This is a genomic window from Gordonia sp. PS3, assembly GCF_041950545.1.
Classification (GTDB): Bacteria; Actinomycetota; Actinomycetes; order Mycobacteriales; family Mycobacteriaceae; genus Gordonia; species Gordonia sihwensis.
Genome location: NZ_CP169524.1, coordinates 1,880,346 through 1,903,994, shown reverse-complemented (window position 1 = coordinate 1,903,994; position 23,649 = coordinate 1,880,346). Strand labels below are relative to the sequence as shown.

The window sequence follows — 23,649 nt, the reverse complement described above, 5'->3', positions numbered from 1 at the left end:
CCCCGGGAGGGCACCGCGCCCCGGCCAGGGACCGATCGACTCGACGTGCAAAAATAGTCGGTGTGAAAACCTTCGACGAACTCTTCTCTGAGCTGGCCGACAAGGCCCAGACCCGCCCCGAGGGCAGCGGTACCGTCGCCGCTCTGGACGCGGGCGTCCATACGCTCGGGAAGAAGATCATCGAGGAGGCGGGCGAGGTCTGGCTGGCCGCCGAGCATGAGTCGGACGAGTCGCTCTCGGAGGAGATCTCCCAGCTCGTGTACTGGTTGCAGGTGATGATGGTCAAGCGCGGGCTCACCCCCGCGGACATCTACCGCTACCTCTGACCGCCGGCCTCCGGTCACCGACACCTCCCGCCGACCACATCCTCTAGGAGTCACCGCAATGTTGCGCGTCGCCGTCCCCAACAAGGGCGCCCTGTCCGAAGCCGCCGCCGGAATCCTCTCCGAAGCCGGGTACCGCAAGCGCTCGGACCCCAAGGACCTCAACGTCATCGACGTCAACAACGACGTCGAGTTCTACTTCCTGCGTCCCAAGGACGTCGCGATCTACGTGGGTGCGGGCACCCTCGATCTCGGCATCACCGGGCGCGACCTGGCCGCCGACTCCGGCGCCGAGGTGATCGAGGAGGTGGCGCTCGGTTTCGGTTCCTCGGTGTTCCGCTACGCCGCTCCGGCCGACCAGGAATGGACCGTCGCCGACCTCGCGGGCAAGCGGATCGCGACGTCGTATCCCAACCTGGTCCGCCGCGACCTCGCCGCCCGGGGGATCGACGCGGAGATCATCCGCCTCGACGGTGCCGTGGAGATCTCGATTCAGCTCGGCGTGGCCGACGCGATCGCCGACGTCGTGGGAACCGGACGCACGCTGCGGCTGCACGGTCTGGCGGCGTTCGGCGACTCCCTCTGCGATTCGGAGGCGGTGCTGATCCGCAATCCGGAGTCAGCGGAGGCCTCCCGGGCCGCGAAGCAGTTCATCGCCCGCGTACAGGGCGTGGTCTTCGGTCAGCAGTACGTCATGATCGACTACGACTGCCCCAAGGCACTGCTCGATCAGGCGGTCGCGATGACGCCCGGCCTGGAATCGCCGACCGTGTCGCCGATGCTCGACCCGGAATGGCTCGCGGTCCGCGCGATGGTTCCGCGTAAGACGCATCAGCCGCTGATGGACGACCTGTCGGAACTGGGCGTCCGCGCCATCCTCGCCTCGGACATCCGCTCCTGCCGCTTCTAGGACACGCTCGCCTTCCTCAGGCTGGTTGAGCGAGCGCTTTCCCCAGGCTGGTTGAGCGAGCGTAGCGAGTCGAAGCCAACTGTCACCCAGGCTGATTGAGCAAGCGCTTTCCCCAGGTTGGTTGAGCGAGCGTAGCGAGTCGAAGCCAACTATCACCCAGGCTGGTTGAGTGAGCGCTTTCCTTAGGTTGGTTGAGCGAGCGTAGCGAGTCGAAGCCAACTGCCACCCGGGCCGGTTGAGTGAGCGCTTTCCTTAGGTTGGTTGAGCGAGCGTAGCGAGTCGAAGCCAACTGCCACCCGGGCCGGTTGAGCAAGCGCTTTCCTCAGGCTGGTTGAGCGAGCGCAGCGAGTCGAAGCCAACTGCCACCCGGTCTGGTTGAGTGAGCGCTTTCCTCAGGCTGGTTGAGCGAGCGCAGCGAGTCGAAGCCAGCTGCCACTCGGGCTGGGAGCTCGATCGCTCGGTTCCCAGCTTCACTCGCGGCGGTTTCGACTCGCTACGCTCGCTCAACCAGCCTGTTAGGCGCTCAACCAGCCTGTTAGGCGCTCAACCAGCCTGTTAGGCGCCCAACCAGCCGGTGAGTTGTCCAACCGGCCAAGAAGTAGCTCCAGCCGCTATCCCTGCTCGGCGATCAGATCGGTCTGCGCCGAGCGGCCGAGGAAGCCTGAGACGTCGTAGAGGTCGGCGAAGCTGGCGCCGTAGCCGCGCGCGCCGACGGCGAGATCGGAGTCCACACCGAGCCACGGTGAGGTCGGCTGGGTGATCAGATGGACCGTCGTGTCCATGTTCATCCACGACCACTGCGTCGGGTCCAGACGCGTCCCGACGCCGTTCGCGACGTCGAGCACGGTGAACACCGACTCGAGGTGCGACATCTCCTCGCCGGCCACCAGCGGGATCGCGGGCCGGATCCAGATCGCCGGCGTCTTGCCGTTGCGGCCGGGCTGACGGGCGGTGACGGTGGTGCCGATGAACCCGACCTTTCCCCACGCGACCGCGTCCGTGTCCTGTGTCGGGAATCCGACCGTCTGCGGAAGCTCGTCCGGCGAGGCGGGCAGCGGATCGAGGGGAGCGTCGGCGACGGCCGTCGAGTCGGACCCGAGCAGACGCCACGCCACCGACCGGGCCACCGTCCGGTAGGTGCCGTCGGGCCCCTGCGCCTCGAGGTCGGCCTGAACCATCGAGATGCGTCGGCCCGGCCGCGGGATGCTGGTGCGGATCCGGTTCACGCCCAGCCCCACGGGTCCGATGATCTCGGTGGTGATGCGGCTGAACTCCTGACCGTCGTCCGGCACGGCTCGCATCATCGCGCGCATCAGCAGGCCGGCGGGCGGACCGCCGTGCTGCATGTCCTGCGACCACACGCTCGCCGTGGCCGGTGTCGGCTGGAAGTACTCGTAGCCCGGATCGTCACCGCCGGGGGCGGGGATGGGCTCGTAGTAGCAGCTGTAGGGCACCTCGCTCATGTCCATACCGGCACTCTATGACAAGGTTGTCTGAGCGATTCCCGGGCCTCTCCACTCCTCGCGAAGGCCCCGAATCGGCCCTGCCGACCGACTTGAAGGACACCAGCACGATGGCGACAACCGGCCCGTTCGCCGTAGGCGATCGCGTACAGCTCACCGACGCGAAGGGACGCAAGTTCACCGTCGTCCTGGAGGAGGGCAAGCAGTTCCACACGCATCGCGGCGGCATCCTGCACGACGATCTGATCGGCAGCCCCGAGGGCTGCGTCGTCGAGGCGACCTCGGGCACCCAGTACCTGGCGCTGCGACCGCTGCTGACCGACTACGTGGTCTCCATGCCCCGCGGGGCGCAGGTGATCTACCCGAAGGACTCCGCGCAGATCGTCGCCGAGGGCGACATCTTCCCCGGTGCCCGAGTCCTGGAGGCCGGCGCGGGATCGGGAGCGCTGACGCTGTCGCTGCTGCGCGCCGTCGGCACCGAGGGCTCGGTGCTGTCGTACGAGGTGCGAGAGGATCACGCCGAGCACGCCGTCCGCAACGTCGAGACCTTCCTGGGCGGGCGCCCCGACAACTGGACCCTGCGCGTCGGAGATCTCGTCGATCACGACCCCGCCGAGCAGTTCGACCGCATCATCCTCGACATGCTCGCGCCGTGGGAGTGCCTGGACGTGGTGTCGAAGACGATCCGCCCCGGCGGCGTGCTGACCGTGTACGTGGCCACGGTGACGCAGCTGTCGAAGGTGATGGAGGGCCTGCGCGAACAGCAGTGCTGGACCGAGCCGCGCGCATGGGAGTCGCTGGTCCGCGAGTGGAGTGCGGTGGGTCTCGCGGTCCGCCCCGAGCACCGGATGCAGGGCCACACCGCCTTCCTGATCACCGCGCGCCGACTCGCCGACGGTACGGAAACGCTTCGGGTACAACGGCGTCCCACACGCGGGTAGCGTGGAGTACGTACCGCCGGCAAAGGAGAGACGATGACCGAGTCCGACCGTTCGCCCAGCAGCAGCGTCGAATTCTCGACCATGCAGCAGCGCGTCGAGAGTCTCACCGTGCGCAACAGCAAGCTCACCGAGATGCTCAAAGAGGCGAGACAGCAGCTCATCGCCCTGCGCGAGGAAGTCGACAACCTGGGTCAGCCGCCCAGCGGATACGGCGTGCTCCTGCAGGTCTTCGACGACGACACCGTCGACGTGTTCACCTCCGGTCGCAAGATGCGGCTGACGCTGTCACCCAACATCGACGCCTCCGCTCTCCGGCGGGGCCAGTCGCTCCGCCTCAATGAGGCATTGACCGTCGTCGAGTCGCTCGACTACGACACGGTCGGCGAGATCAGCACCCTGCGCGAGGTCCTCGCGGACGGACGGCGAGCCCTCGTCGTCGGCCACAGCGACGAGGAGCGGATCGTCCAACTCGCGGGCTCGCTGATCCACACCGACGAAGGCGGCGAGTCGACCCGCAAGCTCCGGCCCGGCGATTCGCTGATGATCGACGGCAAGGCCGGCTTCGCCCTCGAGCGCATCCCGAAGGCCGAGGTGGAGGATCTCGTCCTCGAAGAGGTTCCGGACGTCGATTACGAGGACATCGGCGGACTTCGCCGTCAGATCGAGCAGATCCGCGACGCCGTCGAACTCCCGTTCCTGCACAAGGACCTGTTCCGCGAGTACTCGCTGCGCCCCCCGAAGGGCGTGCTCCTGTACGGACCTCCCGGATGCGGCAAGACGCTCATCGCGAAGGCCGTCGCCAATTCACTGGCGAGGAAGATCGCCGAGGCGCGCGGAGACAACGCGCACGAGGCCAAATCGTACTTCCTCAACATCAAGGGCCCGGAGCTGCTGAACAAGTTCGTCGGCGAGACCGAGCGACACATCCGGCTGATCTTCCAGCGCGCCCGTGAGAAGGCGTCGGAGGGCACTCCGGTGATCGTCTTCTTCGACGAGATGGACTCGATCTTCCGTACCCGCGGCTCCGGCGTGTCCTCGGATGTCGAGACGACGGTGGTGCCCCAGCTGCTGAGCGAGATCGACGGCGTCGAGGGCCTGGAGAACGTGATCGTGATCGGCGCCTCCAACCGCGAGGACATGATCGATCCGGCGATTCTCCGGCCGGGCCGTCTGGACGTCAAGATCAAGATCGAGCGGCCGGACGCGGAGTCGGCGATCGACATCTTCTCGAAGTACCTGACGCCCGATCTACCGGTGCACCCGGAGGATCTGGCGGAGTTCGACGGCGATCGCCGGCGGTGCATCGACGCGATGATCCAGCGCGTGGTGGAGCGGATGTACGCCGAGTCCGACGACAACCGGTTCCTGGAGGTCACCTACGCCAACGGCGACAAGGAGATCATGTACTTCAAGGACTTCAACTCGGGAGCGATGATTCAGAACGTCGTCGACCGAGCGAAGAAGTACGCGATCAAGGCGCATCTCGACACCGGTCAGAGCGGACTGCGGATCAGCCATCTCCTCGACTCGATTCTGGATGAGTTCTCGGAGAACGAGGATCTGCCGAACACGACCAACCCGGACGACTGGGCGCGCATCTCGGGGAAGAAGGGCGAGCGCATCGTCTACATCCGGACGCTGGTCACGGGTAAGACCGGCGGTGCCAGCCGGGCCATCGACACCGAGTCGAACACCGGCCAGTATCTCTGATCCCGGGCTCTGGTCCGCGGCCCGCCCGACCGCGTTCGCCGGAGCCCGGATCCGGCTTAGTCATTCCGTCGGTCTAGGCCGGGCGCCGGGACTCGCTAGAGTTACCGGCGATGAACACGACAGCAATCACCCCGCTGCAGGTCCGGGTCGCACAGGCTCGCCCGCATGTGGTGCGGACCTCACCGGCGACGCTCGGGCGCACTCCCGACAACGACGTCGTGGTGAATCACCCGCTCGTGTCCCGCGTGCACCTGGCGTTCGAGTGGTCGGACGGCTGGAGCGTGGTCGATCGCGGAAGCACGAACGGCTTCTTCGTGGCAGGCGTCCGGCAGTCCGCGGCCCGGATCGACCGGCCGGTCCAGATCCGCCTCGGTGATGCGGCGACCGGACCCGTGGTCGAGTTGGCTCCGCAGGGAGCCGCGGCTCGGACGGTGGTGCCGCCCTCGCGTCCGGTTCCGGGCCGGCAACCGCCCGTGCCGCAGTCTCCGGCGCCGCAGTCTCGCCCGCTGCGGTCCGCAGCCGGACCGCAGGCGCCGACGCCGTACCCGTCCGGGCCGCAGCGACCGGACCGGCCACCCGTGCGCCCGGCGAACCGTCCGGCCACCGCACCGCTCTCGGCTCAGCGTCCGCCCGGCGGATACCGGCAGGCGCCCCCGCGATTCGGCGCGCTTCCCGACGCCCCGCACCTGGCGGCACTGCATCAGAACGCGTCGGCCGTCTACGAAGTGCCCGGCGACCTGCGCGGGCGCGAGACCATCTCGCTCACCGGCGTGCAGACCATCGGCCGCACGCCCGACAACGACATCGTCGTCAGCGACGTCCTGGCCTCCCGGCACCATGCGCGGATGACGAGTACCCCGCAGGGGTTGCTCCTGGAAGACCTCGAGAGCGTGAACGGCACCTTCGTCAACGGCCGTCGCGTGATGGCGCATCGCCTCAGCGAGAACGACGTCGTCACGATCGGCAACTCCGACTTCGTGCTGACCGACGGCCGCCTGGTGCGCGGGCGGCCACAGGCGCAGGTGGCCGGTGGCCTCGAGGTATCCGGGATCGGCTTGACGATCGACGGCAAGGCACTGCTCAACGACGTCTCCTTCTCCGCGGCCCCCGGCACGCTCACCGCGATCATCGGCCCGTCCGGAGCGGGCAAGTCGACGGTCTCGAAGATCGTCGCGGGCCTGAACAACCCGACAGTCGGAGTCGTGACCTTCGAGGGGCGCGGAGTTCACAGCGAGTACGAGGCGCTGCGCTCCCGTATCGGGATGGTGCCGCAGGACGACGTGCTGCACCAGAAGCTCACCCTCCGACAGGCGCTGCGCTATGCGGCCGAACTGCGGCTGCCCGCCGATCTGTCGACCGCCGACCGCGACGTCGTGATCGACGGAGTGCTCTCCGAACTCCAGCTCACCGAGCACGTCGACACCCGCGTCGACAAACTCTCCGGCGGCCAGCGCAAACGCGCGTCGGTGGCGATGGAGCTGCTCACCGGGCCGTCGCTGCTCATCCTCGACGAGCCGACCTCGGGTCTGGATCCGGCTCTCGACCAGCAGGTGATGAAGACGCTGCGCCGGCTCGCCGACGCGGGTCGCGTGGTGCTGGTGGTGACCCACTCGCTCACTTACCTGAGTCTGTGCGACCAAGTGCTGCTGCTGGCGCCCGGCGGCAAGACGTCGTTCTGCGGCGCCCCCGGGGATGTGGCCGGCGAGATGGGCACCGCCGACTGGGCGGAGATCTTCAGCTACGTCGCCGAACGACCCGACCAGGCCTGGGCCCAGTACCGCGGGCGCCATCCGCATCAGCCGCCACCGCAGGCGCCCGCGCCCGGGGCACCCGTCACACCGGTCAAGATGGGCCTGGTGCGGCAGACCAGCACGGTGGCCCGACGTCAGGTCCGCCTGGTGTGGGCCGACAAGGGGTACCTGGTGGTGCTGCTGGTGATGCCGATCGTCCTGGGACTGCTCACCCTCGTGATCCCGGGCGACAAGGGATTCAGCCGGGCGGTGCTGCCGCCGACGAACGACTACGTCCCGCCGAAGGATCCGGGGGAGGCTCTGCAGATCCTCACCGTGCTGGTGATCGGCGCCGCCTTCATGGGCACCGCGCTCGCCGTCCGCGATCTGGTCGGCGAGCGGGGGATCTTCGAGCGCGAGCGCGCGGTGGGACTGCGTCCGGGCGCATACCTGACCGCCAAGATCCTGGTGTTCTCGCTGATGAGCGTGGTCCAGGTGGCGATCATGATCGGCATCACCTATGGGCTTCGGGCGATGCCGAAGGCCGCCGACATCGTCAAGACCGGCGGCGCCGAACCCGCGATCCCGCCCGCGGTGACGCTGTTCATCGCGGTCGCCACACTGGCGTGCGTGAGCGTGCTCGTCGGCCTCGCGATCTCGGCGGCTGTGAGATCGACCGAACAGACGATGCCGCCGCTGGTGATCGTGGTGATGGTCCAGTTGGTCCTCTCGGGCGGGTTGTTCGCGATCGGGTCGGCCTTCGTCAAGCCGATCACCTGGCTGTTCCCGACCTACTGGGGGTACACCAATGCGGCGCAGTCGGTGAACATCCCGTGGATCGCCGATCAGGTTCCCCAGGTGAAGATCGACGAGCCCGGTGGCGAGATGATGTATCCGCTCTGGGAGCCCTCCCTCGCGCACGCGCTCATCAGCTATGCGGCGCTGGTGGCCATCGCGCTGGTACTCACGCTGTTCATCTTCTCCCGCCTGCGGTTGCGCAGACGCTGACCGGCGCCGCGCCGGGCGCAGATCGCCACGGTTAGGCTGGGTTCCATGCAGCGCATCATCGGAACCGAAGTCGAGTACGGCATCTCCGCGCCCGGCGATCCGTCCGCGAACCCGATCATGACGTCCACCCAGGCCGTCCTGGCGTACGCCGCCGCCGCGAACGTGCCGCGCCGTGACCGCCGGACCCGCTGGGACTACGAGGTCGAGTCACCGATGCGCGATGCGCGCGGATTCGACCTCGGCCGAAGCGGCGGCCCGGCGCCCATCATCGACGCCGACGAGATCGGCGCCGCCAACATGATCCTCACCAACGGTGCTCGGCTGTACGTCGATCACGCGCATCCGGAGTATTCGGCACCCGAGGTGACCGACCCGCTCGACGCGGTGATCTGGGACAAGGCGGGGGAGCGGGTGATGGAGCAGGCGGCTCGGCATGTCGCGAGCGTTCCCGGTGCCCCTCGGCTGCAGTTGTACAAGAACAACATCGACGGCAAGGGCGCCTCGTACGGCACTCACGAGAACTACCTGATGCACCGCGACACGCCGTTCGACTCGATCATCACCGGATTGATGCCCTTCTTCGCGTCGCGTCAGGTGATCTGCGGTTCGGGCCGGGTGGGCATCGGCCAGCGCGGCGAGGACTCCGGTTACCAGCTGTCGCAGCGTGCCGACTACATCGAGGTCGAGGTCGGTCTCGAGACCACACTGAAGCGGGGGATCATCAACACCCGCGACGAACCGCACGCCGATCCCGAGAAGTACCGCCGCCTGCACGTCATCATCGGTGACGCGAATCTCGCCGAGACGGCGACCTACCTCAAGGTGGGCACCACGGCACTCGTGCTGGACCTGATCGAGGCCGGGGTGGACCTGTCCGATCTCGCGCTGGCCTGGCCCGTCGAGGCGGTTCACGCGATCAGCCACGACCCGACGCTGCGCACGGCCGTGGCGCTCGAGAACGGCCGTGAGATGACCGGGCTGGCCCTGCAACGCGAGTACCTCGACCGAGCGCAGAGGTTCCACGACGCCCACCACTCCGACGACGAGCGCGCCGCGCACGTGCTGGCCACGTGGGCCGAAGTCCTCGACAAGCTCGAACGCGATCCCATGGAGTGCGCCGACCTGCTGGACTGGCCGGCCAAGCTGCGACTGCTGGAGGGCTTCCGCAACCGCGAAGGGCTCACCTGGTCGGCGTCCCGGCTGCAACTCATCGACCTGCAGTACTCCGACGTCCGGCTCGACAAAGGCCTCTACAACCGTCTGGTGGCACGCGGGTCCATGAAGCGCATGACCACCGAGGACGAGGTGATGCGAGCGGTCGAGACGCCACCGGAGAGCACGCGCGCCTATTTCCGCGGGGAGGCGGTTCGCCGGTTCGGCGCCGATGTCGCCGCCGCCAGCTGGGACTCGGTGATCTTCGACCTGGGCCGCGACTCGCTGGTCCGGATTCCGATGCTCGAACCGCTCCGCGGCACGGCTGCTCACGTCGGCGAGCTGCTCGACGCCGCCGATTCGGCCGCCGATCTGGTCGACCGCCTGACCACGTCCTGAGCGTCCGGAATCCCACCGGCGCAAGACGATCGCCGACCGGACCGACGCGTCGGCGACGCACGGGGCACGCCCACCGGTAGGGTTGAAGTCACAACATTCTCTTCTCAGGAGGCGAACATGGCGCAGGAGCAGACCAAACGAGGCGGCGGCAGCGACGATGACGACGCGATCGGTGGTGGTGCGGCCGGCCAGGAGCGGAGAGAGAAGCTCACCGGCGAGACCGACGATCTGCTCGACGAGATCGACGACGTGCTGGAGGAGAATGCGGAGGACTTCGTCCGCGCCTACGTCCAGAAGGGCGGGCAGTGATCTCGGTACCGGGCGAGGCTGGAGCCGGCGGGATCTCGTCGTTCACCGAGTACCTGCGCGTTCATGCGCCTGATCGATTGCCGCACAACATGATCGACGGTGGCGGCCGGGCCGGCGTGGAGCAGATCCCGCACGGCACCACGATCGTCGCGGTCAGCTACCCCGGTGGCGTGGTGCTCGCCGGCGACCGCCGGTCGACGATGGGCAACCTCATCGCCACCCGTGATGTGCAGAAGGTGTACGTCACCGACGAATACTCCGCGGCGGGTATCGCGGGCACCGCGGGCATCGCGATCGAGATGGTCCGGCTGTTCGCCGTCGAATTGGAGCACTACGAGAAGATCGAAGGGGTGCCGCTGACCCTCGACGGCAAGGTGGCACGCCTGGCGACGATGGTCCGCAGCAACCTGGGCGCTGCGCTGCAGGGGCTCGCCGCGATCCCGCTGCTCGTCGGTTTCGACGCCGAAGCCGACGCGGGCGCACGGGGCCGGATCTTCTCGTTCGACGTCGCCGGCTCCCGTCACGAGGAGACCGGCGGCTACGACGCGATCGGCTCGGGATCGGTCTTCGCGAAATCGTCGCTGAAGAAGCTGTACCGTTCGGACCTGTCCGCCGACGAGGCGCTGGCGGTCGCGGTCGAGGCGCTCTACGACGCGGCCGACGACGACTCCGCGACCGGTGGCCCGGACCTTGTGCGGCGGATCTTCCCGACCGCCGCCCGGGTGAGCGCCGAGGGCGCCGACCTGGTGGCGGAAGCGGAGATCGAGAGTGCGGCCGAGGCGGTGGTCGCCCGCCGCAGGAGCGCGGCGGCGTCGGGTACGGCACCGTCCGAGCCGGCCGGCCAGACAGGGGAGCGCGCATGACTTTTCCGTACTATGCGAGCGCCGAGCAGATCATGCGAGACCGCTCGGAGCTGGCGCGCAAGGGCATCGCCCGGGGCCGCAGCGTGGTGGCGCTCACCTACGCCGACGGCGTCCTTTTCGTGGCGCACAATCCGTCGAACACGCTGCGCAAGGTCAGTGAGATCTACGACCGCATCGGTTTCGCGGCCGTCGGCAAGTACAACGAGTTCGAGGGCCTGCGGAAGGCCGGCATCCAGATGGCCGACCTGCGCGGCTACAGCTACGACCGCGCCGACGTGACCGGACTGTCGCTGGCCAGTGCTTACGCGAACACCCTCGGCGCGGTGTTCACCGAGCAGGCCAAGCCCTTCGAAGTGGAACTCTGCGTCGGCGAGGTGGCCCGGGCCGGACGCACCACCCCGTCGCAGCTCTACCGGATCGGCTACGACGGATCGATCGTCGACGAGACCTCGTTCATCGTGATGGGCGGCAGCACCGAACCCATCAACGCGGCGATGAAAGACGCATACGAGCCGAACCTTCCGCTGCCGCGCGCCCTGCAGATCGCCGTGCGCGCACTGTCCACACCGGCCGAGTCGGCCAACGGCGACACCGCCGCCGCACCGACACTCACCGCCGCCGACGTCGAGGTGGCGATCCTGGATCGCAACCGACCGCGGCGGGCGTTCAAGCGGCTGCGCCGCACCGACATCGCCGGCTACCTCGAGGAGTGAGCGCCGTGGAACGACGGATCATGGGCATCGAGACCGAATTCGGTGTCACCTGCACGTTCAAGGGACAGCGTCGCCTCAGCCCGGACGAGGTCGCGCGCTACCTGTTCCGGCGCGTCGTCGCGTGGGGCCGGTCGTCGAACGTCTTCCTCACCAACGGTGCGCGGCTGTACCTCGACGTCGGCTCTCACCCCGAGTACGCCACCGCCGAATGCGACTCGGTGGCGCAACTGATCACGCACGACCGTGCGGGCGAGCGGATCCTGGAGGAACTGCTCGTCGACGCCGAGGAACGTTTGGTGGCCGAGGGCATCGGCGGCGACATCTACCTGTTCAAGAACAACACCGACTCCGCGGGCAACTCCTACGGATGCCACGAGAACTACCTGGTCAGCCGGGTGGGGGAGTTCGGCAGGGTCTCCGATGTGCTGCTGCCCTTCCTCGTGACGCGCCAGCTGATCTGCGGGGCGGGCAAGGTGCTCTCGGTGGGCCACGAGGCGCGCTACTGCCTGTCGCAGCGCGCCGACCACATCTGGGAGGGCGTCTCGTCCGCGACCACCCGGTCGCGGCCGATCATCAACACACGCGACGAGCCCCACGCCGATGCCGAGAAGTACCGTCGGCTGCACGTGATCGTCGGCGACTCCAACATGTCCGAGACCACCACCATGCTCAAGGTCGGTTCCGCACTGCTGGTGCTGGAGATGATCGAGTCGGGGATCTCGTTCCACGACTTCGCGCTCGACAACCCGATCCGCGCGATCCGGGACATCAGCCACGACCCGACCGGCCGGCGCGAGATCCGGCTCGCGGGCGGACGGACGGCGACGGCGCTGGCGATCCAGCGCGAGTACCACGCGCGGGCCGTCAAGCACCTGCAGACGCGCACGCCCGACCCGACGCTCGATCGCGTGGTGGACCTGTGGGGCCGTGTCCTCGACGCCGTGGAGCGCGACGACTTCAGCGGTGTCGACACCGAGATCGACTGGGTGATCAAGCGCAAGCTGATGCAGCGCTACCAGGACAAGTACTCGATGGAACTGACCGATCCGAAGATCGCGCAACTCGACCTGGCCTACCACGACATCCGCCGGGGCCGCGGCGTCTTCGACCTGCTGTCCCGCAAGGGGCTCGCGGCACGGGTCACCACCGACGAGGCGATCGACGAGGCCACCTCGACACCGCCGCAGACCACCCGGGCCAAGCTCCGCGGCGACTTCATCACCGCGGCCCAGAAGGCGGGACGAGACTTCACCGTCGACTGGGTGCATCTGAAGATCAACGATCAGGCGCAGCGGAACGTGCTCTGCAAGGACCCGTTCCGGAACGTCGATGAGCGCGTCGATCGGCTGATCGCGTCGATGTGACGCCTAAAGTGGACGCGTGACTGCGAAGAACGAGAGACTCGTCAACCTCGTCGTCTGCTTGATGTCGGCGCGGACGTACGTCCCCGCAACCTATGTGCGTGCGAACGTGCAGGGATACATGGAGTCGGACCGGAGCGACGACTCGTTCAAGCGGATGCTCGAGCGCGACAAGGCGCTGCTGCGAGAGATGGGCATTCCCGTCGAGACCGGCCGCAACCCGCAGGGCGAGGAGGGCTACCGGATCGATCCGGACCAGTACGCGCTGCCCGACATCACCCTCGATCGTGCCGAGGCGGCCGCCGTGGCCGCGGCCTCGGCGCTCTGGCGCGATCCCTCGGTGGCGGCCGTCTTCCAGACCGCGGTCCTCAAGCTCCGCGCGGCGGGGATCGAAGTGGTTCCCGACGACGAATCGGTGGTGACCCTCGGCGGCGCCACCAGATCACTGGGCGACGAACGCACGATCACCGATCTGCTCTCGGCGATCGACGCCGGCCGCCCGGTCACCTTCACTCACCGCTCGTCGAAAGGCCGCAAGACGCGGACCCTCGAACCGTGGGGGATCGCCGGCGGCGGCGGACGCTGGTACGTCACCGGACACGACCGCGACCGCGGAGCTGTGCGGACCTTCCGGATCTCCCGGATCTCCGATGTCGAAGCCTTCGGCGATGCGGGATCGGTGGTGGTGCCGGCGACGGTCGACATCCAGGCGATCGTGAACGAGGCGGTCGACGTGGCGACCGCGGACGGCGGCGCCACCGCGGAGATCTGGGTCGCCGCCGGTCGGGCGCACGGCCTGCGGCGGATGGCGACGTCGACGGTCCCGCAGCGGTTCGGAGACGAGGACGGAGATCTGCTGACCGTGGAGATCCATTCGCGGTCGGGGCTGCGCAGGGTGATCCTGGCCGCCGGACCCGACGCGGTGGTGCTCGCACCGGACGATCTGCGCGCGGAGGTGGTCGCCGACCTGGACCGCCTGATCGCGGCGGAGGTGAGCGCATGAGCGACGCCAATCCGAGCCGGCTGTCGCGTCTGCTGGCGATGGTGCCGTACTTCCTGGCCCGTCCGGGAATCAAGGTGTCGACCGCAGCCGACGACCTCGGCGTCAGCGAACACCAATTGCAGACCGATCTCGAGCAACTGTACGTGTGCGGTCTCCCGGGCTACGGTCCCGAACACCTCATCGACATCCAGTTCTGGGACGGATACGTCAGCGTGGTCTTCACCGCAGGAATGGACCGCCCGCTGCGGCTGACCGGCCCCGAGGCCAACGTGCTGCTGATGGCGCTCAACATGCTCTCCGAGACACGGGGAGCGGTCGACGCCGATGCCGTGCGCAGCGCGATCGCGAAGATCGAGGAGGCGATGGGTACCACGCGGCGCGCGGTGAGCGCCGACCTGCCCGCCGCTCCGGCACCGCCCGTCGACGGCGTCATCCGCCAGGCCCTGGAGGACGGCCAGTCGCTGAGGATCACGTACTACACGGCCAGTCGCGACGAGGTGACCGAGCGGACCGTCGATCCGATCCGCATCCGGGCGGTGGACGGCAACAGTTATCTGGAGGCCTGGTGCCGGTCGTCGGAGGGCGTGCGCCTGTTCCGATTCGACCGGATCGAGTCGGCGCACGGCACCGGCGAGGTCTCGCAGCCTCCGGTCGAGGCCCTCCACCGGACGGACCCGACCGATCTGGGCGCGCTCACCGGGGAACTGCCCACGGCGCACATCGAGATCGATCCCGAGGCGGTCTGGCTGCTCGAGTACTTCGCGGCGGAGCCCGACGACGAACTCTCCGAGGAGCCGACCGAGCCGATCACCGCGACCATCCGCTACGGCTCGCCCCAGTGGCTCGCGCGATTCGTGCTCGGATTCGGCGGGCGCGTGCGGGTTCGTAGCGACGTCGACGGCGTGACGTCGCTGATCGCGAGCACCGCGAAGGCTGCGCGGAGCCGGTACGGTTCCTGACCGCAGTACCGGCCGACGAATCTGGGCGCGCCGATGACGCCGCTGTTCGGTAGACTCGAACACGTCTGAGACTGTTTACTCTCGAAGGGTTGAATTATGGGTGCGATGTCGCCGTGGCACTGGGCGGTCGTTCTGCTCGTGCTCGTGCTGCTGTTCGGCTCGGCCAAGCTCCCCGGGGCGGCTCGCGGCCTCGGCCGGTCGCTGCGCATCTTCAAATCGGAGATCCAGGAGATGCAGAGCGACGGCAAGCCGTCCGCCGAGACCACTGAGACCGCGCGCGAACTGCCGACCGCACCTCAGCCGAGTCCGGATCCCGCCGACCAGGCGACGCGATCCGACAAGAAGACGGCCTAGCCGCGCACCACCGGAGTGCGCAAGCGATTCTCACTCGCCCGTCTCGACCCCCGGCAGCGACGGAGCCGAGTCAACCCCGACGGCTCGATGCCGTTGGCCGAGCACCTCTACGAGCTGAGGACCCGGCTCGTCATCTCGATGGTGGCGATCGCGGTCACCACCGTCATCGGTTTCGTCTGGTACAGCCACGGCGTGTGGCGGATCGAGTCACTGGGTGAGCTCCTCCGCGGTCCGTACTGCGACCTCCCGGCGTCCACCCGCGCCTCGCTGACCCCCGACGGCGAATGCCGGCTGCTGGCCACCGGGCCGTTCGACCAGTTCATGCTGCGCCTTCAGGTCGCCCTGACCGCGGGCGTGGTACTCGCATGCCCGATCTGGCTGCTGCAGATCTGGCGTTTCATCACACCGGGGCTGCACAAGAACGAGCGTCGATACGGCATCAGCTTCGTCGCAGCTGCGAGCGTCCTCTTCGTCGCCGGCGCAGTGCTGGCCTACCTGGTGGTGTCGAAGGCGTTCCACTTCCTGCTGACGGTGGGCAACGACGTTCAGGTCACTGCGCTCGCGGGCGACCAGTACTTCAGCTTCATGCTGCACCTGCTGATCCTCTTCGGCATCAGCTTCGAGCTTCCGCTGCTGATCGTCGCGCTGAACCTGGTCGGAGTGCTCACCTACGAACGACTCAAGCGGTGGCGCCGCGGGCTCATCTTCGCGATGTTCGTCTTCGCCGCGGTCGTGACACCCGGCCAGGACCCGTTCACCATGTTGGCGCTGGCGGCGGCGCTCACTGTGCTCCTCGAGATGGCCATTCAGATCGCCCGTTTCCACGACCGCCGCAAGGCCCGCCGCGATCCCGACTGGATGAGCGTGCCCGACGATCAGGCCTCGCCGCTCGAACACGACGGCTCCGCCCCGGTGACCGACGACGTCGGCCGTCCGGCACCCATCGAGCCCGCGGGACCGATCGGCGCGTCGAGCGAGCGTCGATCCGTTCGGACTCCGGGCGCATTCGATGACATCCTGTAGGTGATGACCACCGACGACTTCTCCGGCCCCCGACCGCAACTAGCGACGTTCACCGCTCGACTCGGCTTTCGACTCGACCCCTTCCAAAGGGAGGCGTGCGCCGCTCTGGAGGCGGGGCAGGGCGTGCTCGTGTGCGCACCCACGGGCGCGGGCAAGACGATCGTCGGTGAGTTCGCCGTGCATCTCGCGCTGGCGCAGGGGACGAAGTGCTTCTACACCACTCCGATCAAGGCGCTGAGCAACCAGAAGTACCACGACCTCGTCGACGTGCACGGTGCGGCGAATGTGGGACTGCTGACCGGCGACAACTCGATCAACTCGGGGGCACCGGTGGTCGTGATGACGACCGAGGTGCTCCGCAACATGCTGTACGCGGAGTCGTCGTCGTTGCAGGGCCTCTCGCACGTGGTGATGGACGAGGTGCATTTCCTCGCCGACCGTTTCCGGGGCGCCGTGTGGGAGGAGGTGATCCTGGGGCTCGATCCGTCGGTGCGCGTGGCGAGCCTGTCGGCGACGGTGAGCAACGCGGAGGAGTTCGGCGACTGGATCACCACGGTCCGGGGCGACACCGCGGTGATCGTCGACGAGCACCGGCCGGTACCGCTGCACCAGCACATGCTGGTCGGAAACAGGATGTTCGAGCTCTTCGACCGCAAGCATCCGAAGCAGGTGAACCCCGAGCTCAACCGCTTCATCAAGCACCGCCTGCTGTCCGACGACGCCGTCGGCGGTTACCGCGAACGTCTGGCGCGCGAACGCCGGCGCGGCGGGACCGGAGTCTCGCGGCCCAGACTGATCCGGCTCCTCGAGGAGAACGGGCTGCTGCCCGCGATCACCTTCATCTTCTCCCGCAAGGGCTGCGACGGCGCGCTCGCGCAGTGTCTGCGCTCGGACCTGAACCTGCTCGAGCCGCACCAGGTCTCCGCCGTCGACGCGATCGTCGACCGCCATCTCTCGGCGCTGGCCCCCGGTGATGCTGACGTTCTCGGGGTCGACGAGTGGCGCGACGGCCTGCGCCGCGGCTTCGCCGCCCATCACGCAGGACTCCTGCCGACCTTTCGGCAGGCCGTCGAAGAGCTGTTCGTCGAGGGACTCGTGCAGGTGGTGTTCGCGACCGAGACCTTGGCGCTGGGCATCAACATGCCCGCGCGCAGCGTGGTCCTCGAACGCCTGGTGAAGTACAACGGCGAAGCGCACGTCGACTTGACGCCGGGGGAGTACACCCAGCTCACCGGCCGCGCCGGACGACGCGGAATCGACGTCGAAGGACATGCGGTGGTCGTCTGGACTCCCGAAGTGGCCCCCGACCGGGTGGCCGGCCTGGCGGGAGCACGGACCTTTCCCCTGCGCAGCTCGTTCGCCCCCGAATACAACATGGCGATGAACCTGATCGATCGGCTCGGGGTGGACGGATCGCGCGATCTGCTCCGACGGTCGTTCGCGCAGTTCCAGACCGACAGATCGGTGGTGGGTCAGGCGCGGCAACTCGACCGCGCCCGCATGACGCTCCGCAAGGTGGACGCCGAACTCGAGCACTCGGCCGAACGGAAGGGGCTGGCCCCCGAGTCGTTCCTCGAATACGTCTCGCTTCGCGAGGACATCCGCAGGCACGAACGCGCGGCCAAGTTCGTCCGTCGGATGGAGGCGTCCGAGGCGGTGTCCGAGGATCTGCTGTCGTTGAAGCCCGGCAACGTGATCGGCCTGAACAACGGCAGGCACCGCGGACTGGCACTGGTGCTCGAGCGCGCGGCCATGGATGTGGACCCGAAACCGCTGGTGCTGAGCGAGGACGGCTGGACCGGCAGGGTCGGCGTGCGCGACTTCGTCAATCCGCCCGAGGTGCTGGGACACCTGCGGATACCGAAGTCGGCGAATCGGCGCAGCGCACAGGGCCGACGCGAACTGGTCAAGCTGATCCGCTCCAGCGGAATCGCGCGGCCACGGGGACGCAACAAGAAGAAGCGGGAGCTGTCGGAGCACGATCTGCGGCTCACCGAACTGCGCAACCGGCTCCGCAAGCACCCGGTCCACAAGCTCAACGGCATCGACGATCTGCACCGGCTGTCCGAACGTCGTCACCGGCTGCTTCGCGACATCGACAGTCTCGAACGAGCGGTGGACGAACGGACCGCGGCACTCGAGACCGAGTTCGACGCGATCACCGGTGTGCTGACCGAACTGTCGTATCTCGAGACCGATGACTCCGGGGAGCTGGTCGTGACGCCGACCGGCGCGGTTCTGCGACGGATCTACTCCGAGAGCGACCTGCTCGTCGCCGAGTGCATTCGTGCGGGGATCTGGGACCGGCTCTCACCGCAGGATCTGGCCGCCGTGGTGTCGTCGATGGTGTACGAGTCGCGGCGCGACTCCTACAGCGGCGGTGTCGACTCGATGCCCGGCGACCGGGCGCTGCGGGAGGCCCTCCTCGCGACGGTCGACGTGTGGCAGGCGACCAACGACGTGCAGGAGCGACACGGAGTCGTTCAGACGCGTGAACCCGACACCGGATTCTGTGTCGCCATCGGTGCCTGGGCCTCGGGCCGGTCGCTGCGGGAAGCCTTGCTGGCGGCGTCGGAACGGGGACAGTTGCTCTCACCTGGCGACTTCGTTTGGTGGAACCGCCAGGTCATCGATCTGCTGGAGCAGATCCGAGGCAGCGTGGATCCGGACACCGGTCTCGCGGTGGCTGCGGCACGGGCGGTCAAGGGTGTCAAACGCGGGGTCGTCGCCTCCGAATTGGATTGAGTCGCTGCGGTAACGTGACACCAGCCACGGCCGCAGGTGGCATCTGCTGAGGAGGAAGGCGCGACATGACGAACGGAAACGAGCCCACCGCTCCGGGTCAGCCGGGGGACGAGGAGACCACGGTGGTGCGACGTCCGGACGCGGCGGGACAGCAGCAGAGCCCGTGGCAGCGAGATCAGCAGTCATTCGCGGGCCCCACCGAGCAGATCGGTCAGCCGCAGCCGGGTCAGCCGCAGCCGGGGCACGGGCAGCCGGGGCAGGAACAGGCGGGGCAGACGCAGACCGGCTGGCAGCCGGGCCAGTACGGCGCTCCGTCCGGTGCTCCGCAGGGGGGTCCGGCGTACGGCCAGCAGCCGTACGCGCAGCAGGGGTATCAGCAGGGATATCAGCAGCAGTACGGGCAACCCCAGTTCGGTCAGTCCCAGTTCGATCAGTCCCAGTATGGTCAGCAGCAGCCGTATGCGCAGGCCCCGTTCGGTCAGCAGCAGCCGCCGGCTCCGCCGCTCGGCGGCGATCCCACTCTCAACCCGTACGCTCCCGCGCAGCCCGCGCCGAAGAAGGCGACCGGGAAGCTGATCGGCGTCATCGTCGGCGTGCTGGTCCTCATCGCGGCCGTGGTGGCGCTCACTGCGTTCGTCTGGCCGGGATGGGTCACGAAGACGTTCAATCAGTCCGCGGTGCAGGACGGCGTCATGAAGGTGCTGACTGCGAAGAACCAGGACGACGGATACGGTCTGTCGGACGTGAAGGACGTCCAGTGCCCGAGTGGTCAGGAAGTGAAGGCGGGAACCGTGTTCACCTGCTCGGTGAAGGTGAAGGGCGAGAACAAGCACGTCACCGTCACGGTAAAGGACGACAAGGGCACCTACGAGGTCTCGCGTCCGACCAACTGACGCGCGGGACCGACCGCCCGCCGGCCGTGCTGCGGGCTCCCGATCACCATTCGAGCGCCTTCGCCAGCCGCGTGATCGAAGCGTCGATCCCGAGCTCGGCGACGAGGGCGTCGAGTCCGTTCCGGTTCGCGGGCGCCGCGGGTAGCGCATCGGTCTCGGTGCTGTCGACGGTGTCGGCGTCGGTCCGTACGGCGACCACTGTGCGGGCCGCAGCCAGGTAGTCCCTCGAATCGCGGATCGAGTTCCGAGCCCGTGTCGGTACGGCGGTCCGGTCGTCGTAGGCCGCTGCCTCCAGCGCGTCGAGGCTGCCGAACTGGGTGAGCAGTTTCGCGGCGGTCTTCTCGCCGATCCCGGGAACGCCGGGAAGCCCGTCCGACGGGTCGCCCCGGAGGATCGACATCTCGGCGTAGGCGACGCCCGCGCGCTCTGGCGGAACTCCGTACTTGGCGGCGACCTCCTCCGGGCCCATCAGTTCGGCCTTGGCCAGTCCTCTGCCCACGTACAGCACGCGGACCGGGACCGGATCGTCGGCGACCACCTGCAGCAGGTCGCGGTCGCCGCTGACGACCAGCACCTCGTCGTCGGCCTCGTGGAAGGCGAGCGTGCCGATGACATCGTCGGCTTCGCAGCCGGCAGCGCCCGAAGTCGCGATGCCCGCACACCGCAGCACGTCGAGGATCATGTCGACCTGCGGGGTGAGGGTCTCCGGAACCTCTTCGGCGCCGTCGCCGCCGTCGGAGACCCGGTGCGCCTTGTACGACGGGATCAGATCGGTTCGGAACGATGGTCGCCATTCGAGGTCGAGGCACACCACCAGCCGTGTGGGGCGATGTGCGGTGACCAGCGCCGCGATCGTGTCGACGAACCCCCGGACCGCGTTGACCGGGCGTCCGTCGGGTGCGGTCATCTTCTCCGGCAGCGCGTAGAACGAACGAAACCACAGGCTCGCTCCGTCGAGGAGCATCAATGATCCGGTCATGGTCATCACCTTGTCACACCGCCGGTGAAATACCCTGAACGCATGGCGACCAGATTCGACTCCGAGGTGTATGCCCGCCGTCTGCGACGGGCAGCCGATCTCACCCGCGATGCGGGCTACGACGCGATCATTGTCGGGACCGGACCCGACTTCCGGTATCTGACGGGATCGACGGCCGAGACCTTCGAGCGGCTGACAGCTCTGGTGATTCCGGCGAGCGGGCAGGCGCGGGTGGTGACCGCGAGGCTCGAACTGGCGGCTCTTCGCGAGTCGGCGATCGGCGAACTGGGCCTGCGCATAGCCGACTGGGTGGACGGTGATGACCCGTACGCGCTGGCCCTCGACGGACTCGGTGAGTCGGCGCGTCTGGCGGTGTCCGACAGTCTGCCCGCGCTGCATCTCATCCCGTTCGCGCGCCGGACCTCGGTGGCCCCGGATCTGGCGACGCCGGTGCTGCGCGAGTTGCGGATGATCAAGGACGACGCCGAACTGGAAGCACTGCGGAGGGCGGGAGAGGCCATCGACCGCGTTCACGCGCGTATGGCCGAGTTTCTGAAGCCGGGCCGTACGGAGGCGGAGGTGGCGGCTGATATCGATGCGGCGATTCGCGCCGAGGGCCACACTCATGCGGAGTTCATCATCGTGGGGTCCGGGCCCAACGGCGCCGATCCGCATCACGAGCATTCCGATCGCGTGATCGCCGAAGACGACGTGGTGGTGATCGACATCGGCGGACCGGTGGAGCCCGGCTACAACTCCGATTCCACTCGCACGTACTGCTTCGGCCCGCCGCGCGCCGACGTCGCCGAGGCCTATGCGGTCCTGGAACGGGCGCAGGCGGCCGCGGTCGCTGCGGTCCGGCCCGGCGTCTCCGCGGAGAGCGTCGACGCCGCGGCCCGCGACATCCTCGTGGACGCGGGACTCGGCGACCGGTTCATTCATCGGACCGGCCACGGGATCGGGCTGTCGGTGCATGAGGAGCCTTACATCGTCGCGGGCAATGCGGACGTTCTGCGGGAGGGCATGGCCTTCAGCGTGGAGCCTGGCGTGTACTTCGACGGCGACTGGGGCGCACGTATCGAAGACATCGTCATCGTGACAGCCGACGGCTGTGAACCGGTCAACTCGCGGCCGCACGGCCTGGTGGTCCTGCCGAACTGATCGGGCGGGGCAGCCCCCGCGATCGCGGCTCGCGCGGGTGAAGCGATTGTGCTTGTCCGGCATGGTGGATGGGGTTCAGGCGCCAGGGGTGATCGGTGGTGGCTGGTCGCCAGGCCATGCGTCCGGTGTGGGGTCCGTCGGTGAGGGTGGTGGTTTCCCATTGGCCGCGGTTGGTGCCGACGGCGCGGTTGTGGCGTCCGCAGGCGGCGCCGAGGGCGTCGGTGTCGGTGCGTCCGGCCGGGGTGATCCAGTCCGGTGCGTGATGGGCTTGAGTTTGGGCGAAGGGGCGGTCGCAGCCGGGAGCGGTGCAGCCGCGGTCGCGGGCGAACAACGCCAACCGCTGCGCTTTACTGGCGAACCGTGCCGCGCGGCCCTGGTAGAGCACTTCGCTGGTGTGATTGCGGAAGACGGCCAGGTGCGGGACGGCGTCGGCGGCGAGCCGGACGAGTTCGCCGATCGGAACACGGGTGCCGGTGGCGGTCAATGCGATGCCGGCGTGGGCGGCGAGTTCTTGGTCGGTGACGGTGATGACCAACTCCGCCGGTATCCGGTTCGGTGCTCCGAGTCCGCCGTGGGCGAGAACGTAATCACACAACGCCAGCAGTGCGTCGTGTGTGCGCTGAGCGGCGCTGCGCAGATCCCGGCCCCGCGCCGCCGCCAAAGCCTCGGCGTCAATGCCGTCGGCGTCGATGGTTCCGGCCGGTGAGCCCGGGTCGGCGGGATTGTTCATGCCGGGCGCGGCCCAGGCGGTGAGGATCACTTCGAACTTCGCCCGCAACTCCGGAGTCATCGCGCCGCGGACTCTGCTCATCAACTGCCGATCCTGCGGGAGGATGGTGATTCCGCGTTGGCGTTGCCGGTCGACGTGATCGCTCTCCTGCCCGTCCGGATCCAGATGGGCGAGCAGCCGGTCACCGACCTTGCCCAGATCATCCGGATTCAACCCGACGGCAGCCTCGGCCAACTCCGCCTCCGCGCGGGCTTTGACTTCCGGTGAGATGCAGCCGGGCACTTTCGCCAGCACCGCGGAGATCACCAGTGCGTGTTCTGCGCCGACGGTCCCGGCCGCCACTGCCGCGGCGGTGGCGGGCTTCCGTGGCGGCAGCGTTTCACCTTGGAAGTTGGAGAACTCGCCGATGGTCTCGGCCATCCGCAGCCGTCGGCCGGCCTCGCGGGTTCCCAGCCGCAAGCCTTGTGACAGGTATTGGTGTGGCTTCAGGTAGCCGGCGGTGCGGTGCGCGTTGCGGTCGGAGACCTCCACCAACAATCTGGACGAAACGCCGTCCCAGCGTCGCCGAATGCGTTCGGCGGTCTGTGTGTGCGCCAACAGGTCCGGTTCGGTCTCCGGCGACAGGGAGGTCTCGGCGAGTTTGACCGCCGCGGCATCGATCAGGGCGAGTAGTTCGGCGGGCCGCGCCGGCAGCGCGCCGGTGGCGACGACAGTGGCGATCGAATCGGTGATCGGATCGGTCATCGCTGTCACCTCCCCCGAGTGTTTCAGCTGTTCACACCATGTTTTCTTGACCTACCAGAACTCTACCAACGGGGTATGACATTGATGATGGTTGGTAGTTCCACGACGGTCGTGACTCCGGGTACGACTGACCCCCTGCTGGGTTGTCCACGAATTGGTCTGTCCGGTCGGTGTGG

The 23,649-nt window shown here is 68.1% G+C and carries 20 protein-coding genes; 17 read left to right on the top strand and 3 right to left on the bottom strand.

All coding sequences use genetic code 11. From position 1 onward, the window contains the following. The first annotated feature begins 62 nt into the window (after nucleotides 1-62). Both ACE11G_RS08805 and hisG read left to right on the top strand, forming a co-directional pair. The gene (locus ACE11G_RS08805) at nucleotides 63-326 is read left to right on the top strand and encodes a phosphoribosyl-ATP diphosphatase (protein ID WP_006894924.1); all 264 of its coding nucleotides are present in this window, start codon (nucleotides 63-65) and stop codon (nucleotides 324-326) included. Nucleotides 327-384: 58 nt separating this feature from the next. Then, a complete protein-coding gene (gene hisG / locus ACE11G_RS08800) occupies nucleotides 385-1,233 on the top strand; it encodes an ATP phosphoribosyltransferase (RefSeq protein WP_006894925.1) in 849 nt (282 codons plus the stop codon). Between the two features lie 611 nt (nucleotides 1,234-1,844). On the opposite strand, the gene ACE11G_RS08795 is transcribed toward hisG, so the two are convergent. Next, nucleotides 1,845-2,702 (bottom strand): thioesterase family protein, encoded by an 858-nt coding sequence (locus ACE11G_RS08795; RefSeq protein WP_045539068.1) that lies wholly within the window; start codon nucleotides 2,700-2,702, stop codon nucleotides 1,845-1,847. Between the two features lie 104 nt (nucleotides 2,703-2,806). On the opposite strand from ACE11G_RS08795, the gene ACE11G_RS08790 reads away from it, so the two are divergent. The 14 genes from ACE11G_RS08790 (at nucleotide 2,807) to ACE11G_RS08725 (ending at nucleotide 19,859) form a co-directional block, all read left to right on the top strand. Further along, entirely contained in the window at nucleotides 2,807-3,637 is an 831-nt protein-coding gene (locus tag ACE11G_RS08790) for a tRNA (adenine-N1)-methyltransferase (RefSeq protein WP_045539066.1), read from the top strand. A gap of 33 nt (nucleotides 3,638-3,670) precedes the next feature. Further along, nucleotides 3,671-5,347, top strand: a complete 1,677-nt coding sequence (gene arc / locus ACE11G_RS08785) for a proteasome ATPase (RefSeq protein WP_006894929.1) — start codon at nucleotides 3,671-3,673, stop codon at nucleotides 5,345-5,347. Between the two features lie 110 nt (nucleotides 5,348-5,457). Next, a complete protein-coding gene (locus ACE11G_RS08780) occupies nucleotides 5,458-8,085 on the top strand; it encodes an FHA domain-containing protein (protein WP_375004075.1) in 2,628 nt (875 codons plus the stop codon). A 45-nt stretch (nucleotides 8,086-8,130) separates the two neighbouring features. After that, nucleotides 8,131-9,636 (top strand): depupylase/deamidase Dop, encoded by a 1,506-nt coding sequence (dop, locus tag ACE11G_RS08775; RefSeq protein ID WP_375004074.1) that lies wholly within the window; start codon nucleotides 8,131-8,133, stop codon nucleotides 9,634-9,636. Nucleotides 9,637-9,753: 117 nt separating this feature from the next. Next, nucleotides 9,754-9,945, top strand: a complete 192-nt coding sequence (locus ACE11G_RS08770; RefSeq protein ID WP_006894932.1) for a ubiquitin-like protein Pup — start codon at nucleotides 9,754-9,756, stop codon at nucleotides 9,943-9,945. Beyond that, complete coding sequence (gene prcB / locus ACE11G_RS08765) at nucleotides 9,942-10,808, top strand: proteasome subunit beta (RefSeq protein WP_278127336.1); 867 nt, start codon at nucleotides 9,942-9,944, stop codon at nucleotides 10,806-10,808. Before ACE11G_RS08770 ends, prcB begins: the two co-directional genes overlap by 4 nt. Then, nucleotides 10,805-11,521: a proteasome subunit alpha gene (gene prcA / locus ACE11G_RS08760; RefSeq protein WP_006894934.1), complete on the top strand. Its 717-nt coding sequence runs from the start codon at nucleotides 10,805-10,807 to the stop codon at nucleotides 11,519-11,521. The genes prcB and prcA overlap by 4 nt, the downstream gene beginning before the upstream one ends. Nucleotides 11,522-11,526: 5 nt before the next feature. Further along, complete coding sequence (gene pafA, locus ACE11G_RS08755; protein ID WP_006894935.1) at nucleotides 11,527-12,885, top strand: Pup--protein ligase; 1,359 nt, start codon at nucleotides 11,527-11,529, stop codon at nucleotides 12,883-12,885. 16 nt (nucleotides 12,886-12,901) lie between these two features. Beyond that, nucleotides 12,902-13,885 (top strand): YafY family protein, encoded by a 984-nt coding sequence (locus tag ACE11G_RS08750; RefSeq protein ID WP_006894936.1) that lies wholly within the window; start codon nucleotides 12,902-12,904, stop codon nucleotides 13,883-13,885. Beyond that, nucleotides 13,882-14,844 carry a YafY family protein gene (locus ACE11G_RS08745; protein ID WP_006894937.1) on the top strand — a complete coding sequence of 321 codons (963 nt, stop codon included), beginning with the start codon at nucleotides 13,882-13,884 and terminating at the stop codon, nucleotides 14,842-14,844. The genes ACE11G_RS08750 and ACE11G_RS08745 overlap by 4 nt, the downstream gene beginning before the upstream one ends. Nucleotides 14,845-14,940: 96 nt before the next feature. Next, entirely contained in the window at nucleotides 14,941-15,198 is a 258-nt protein-coding gene (gene tatA / locus ACE11G_RS08740; protein ID WP_006894938.1) for a Sec-independent protein translocase subunit TatA, read from the top strand. Nucleotides 15,199-15,213: 15 nt separating this feature from the next. Further along, a complete protein-coding gene (gene tatC / locus ACE11G_RS08735) occupies nucleotides 15,214-16,221 on the top strand; it encodes a twin-arginine translocase subunit TatC (RefSeq protein WP_006894939.1) in 1,008 nt (335 codons plus the stop codon). Between the two features lie 3 nt (nucleotides 16,222-16,224). Continuing rightward, nucleotides 16,225-18,966, top strand: coding sequence for a DEAD/DEAH box helicase (locus ACE11G_RS08730; RefSeq protein ID WP_375004071.1), 2,742 nt, complete (start codon nucleotides 16,225-16,227; stop codon nucleotides 18,964-18,966). A gap of 65 nt (nucleotides 18,967-19,031) precedes the next feature. Next, nucleotides 19,032-19,859, top strand: coding sequence for a DUF4333 domain-containing protein (locus ACE11G_RS08725; RefSeq protein WP_045537387.1), 828 nt, complete (start codon nucleotides 19,032-19,034; stop codon nucleotides 19,857-19,859). Nucleotides 19,860-19,902: 43 nt separating this feature from the next. On the opposite strand, the gene ACE11G_RS08720 is transcribed toward ACE11G_RS08725, so the two are convergent. Beyond that, nucleotides 19,903-20,838, bottom strand: a complete 936-nt coding sequence (locus ACE11G_RS08720; RefSeq protein WP_231650049.1) for a 5'-3' exonuclease — start codon at nucleotides 20,836-20,838, stop codon at nucleotides 19,903-19,905. 42 nt (nucleotides 20,839-20,880) lie between these two features. Between ACE11G_RS08720 and ACE11G_RS08715 the strand changes: the two genes are divergently transcribed. Continuing rightward, complete coding sequence (locus ACE11G_RS08715) at nucleotides 20,881-21,999, top strand: M24 family metallopeptidase (protein WP_375004069.1); 1,119 nt, start codon at nucleotides 20,881-20,883, stop codon at nucleotides 21,997-21,999. Here the strand turns inward: ACE11G_RS08715 and ACE11G_RS08710 are convergent. Next, nucleotides 21,959-23,473, bottom strand: a complete 1,515-nt coding sequence (locus ACE11G_RS08710; RefSeq protein ID WP_375004067.1) for a DUF222 domain-containing protein — start codon at nucleotides 23,471-23,473, stop codon at nucleotides 21,959-21,961. The genes ACE11G_RS08715 and ACE11G_RS08710 overlap by 41 nt on opposite strands. Nucleotides 23,474-23,649 lie beyond the last annotated feature (176 nt).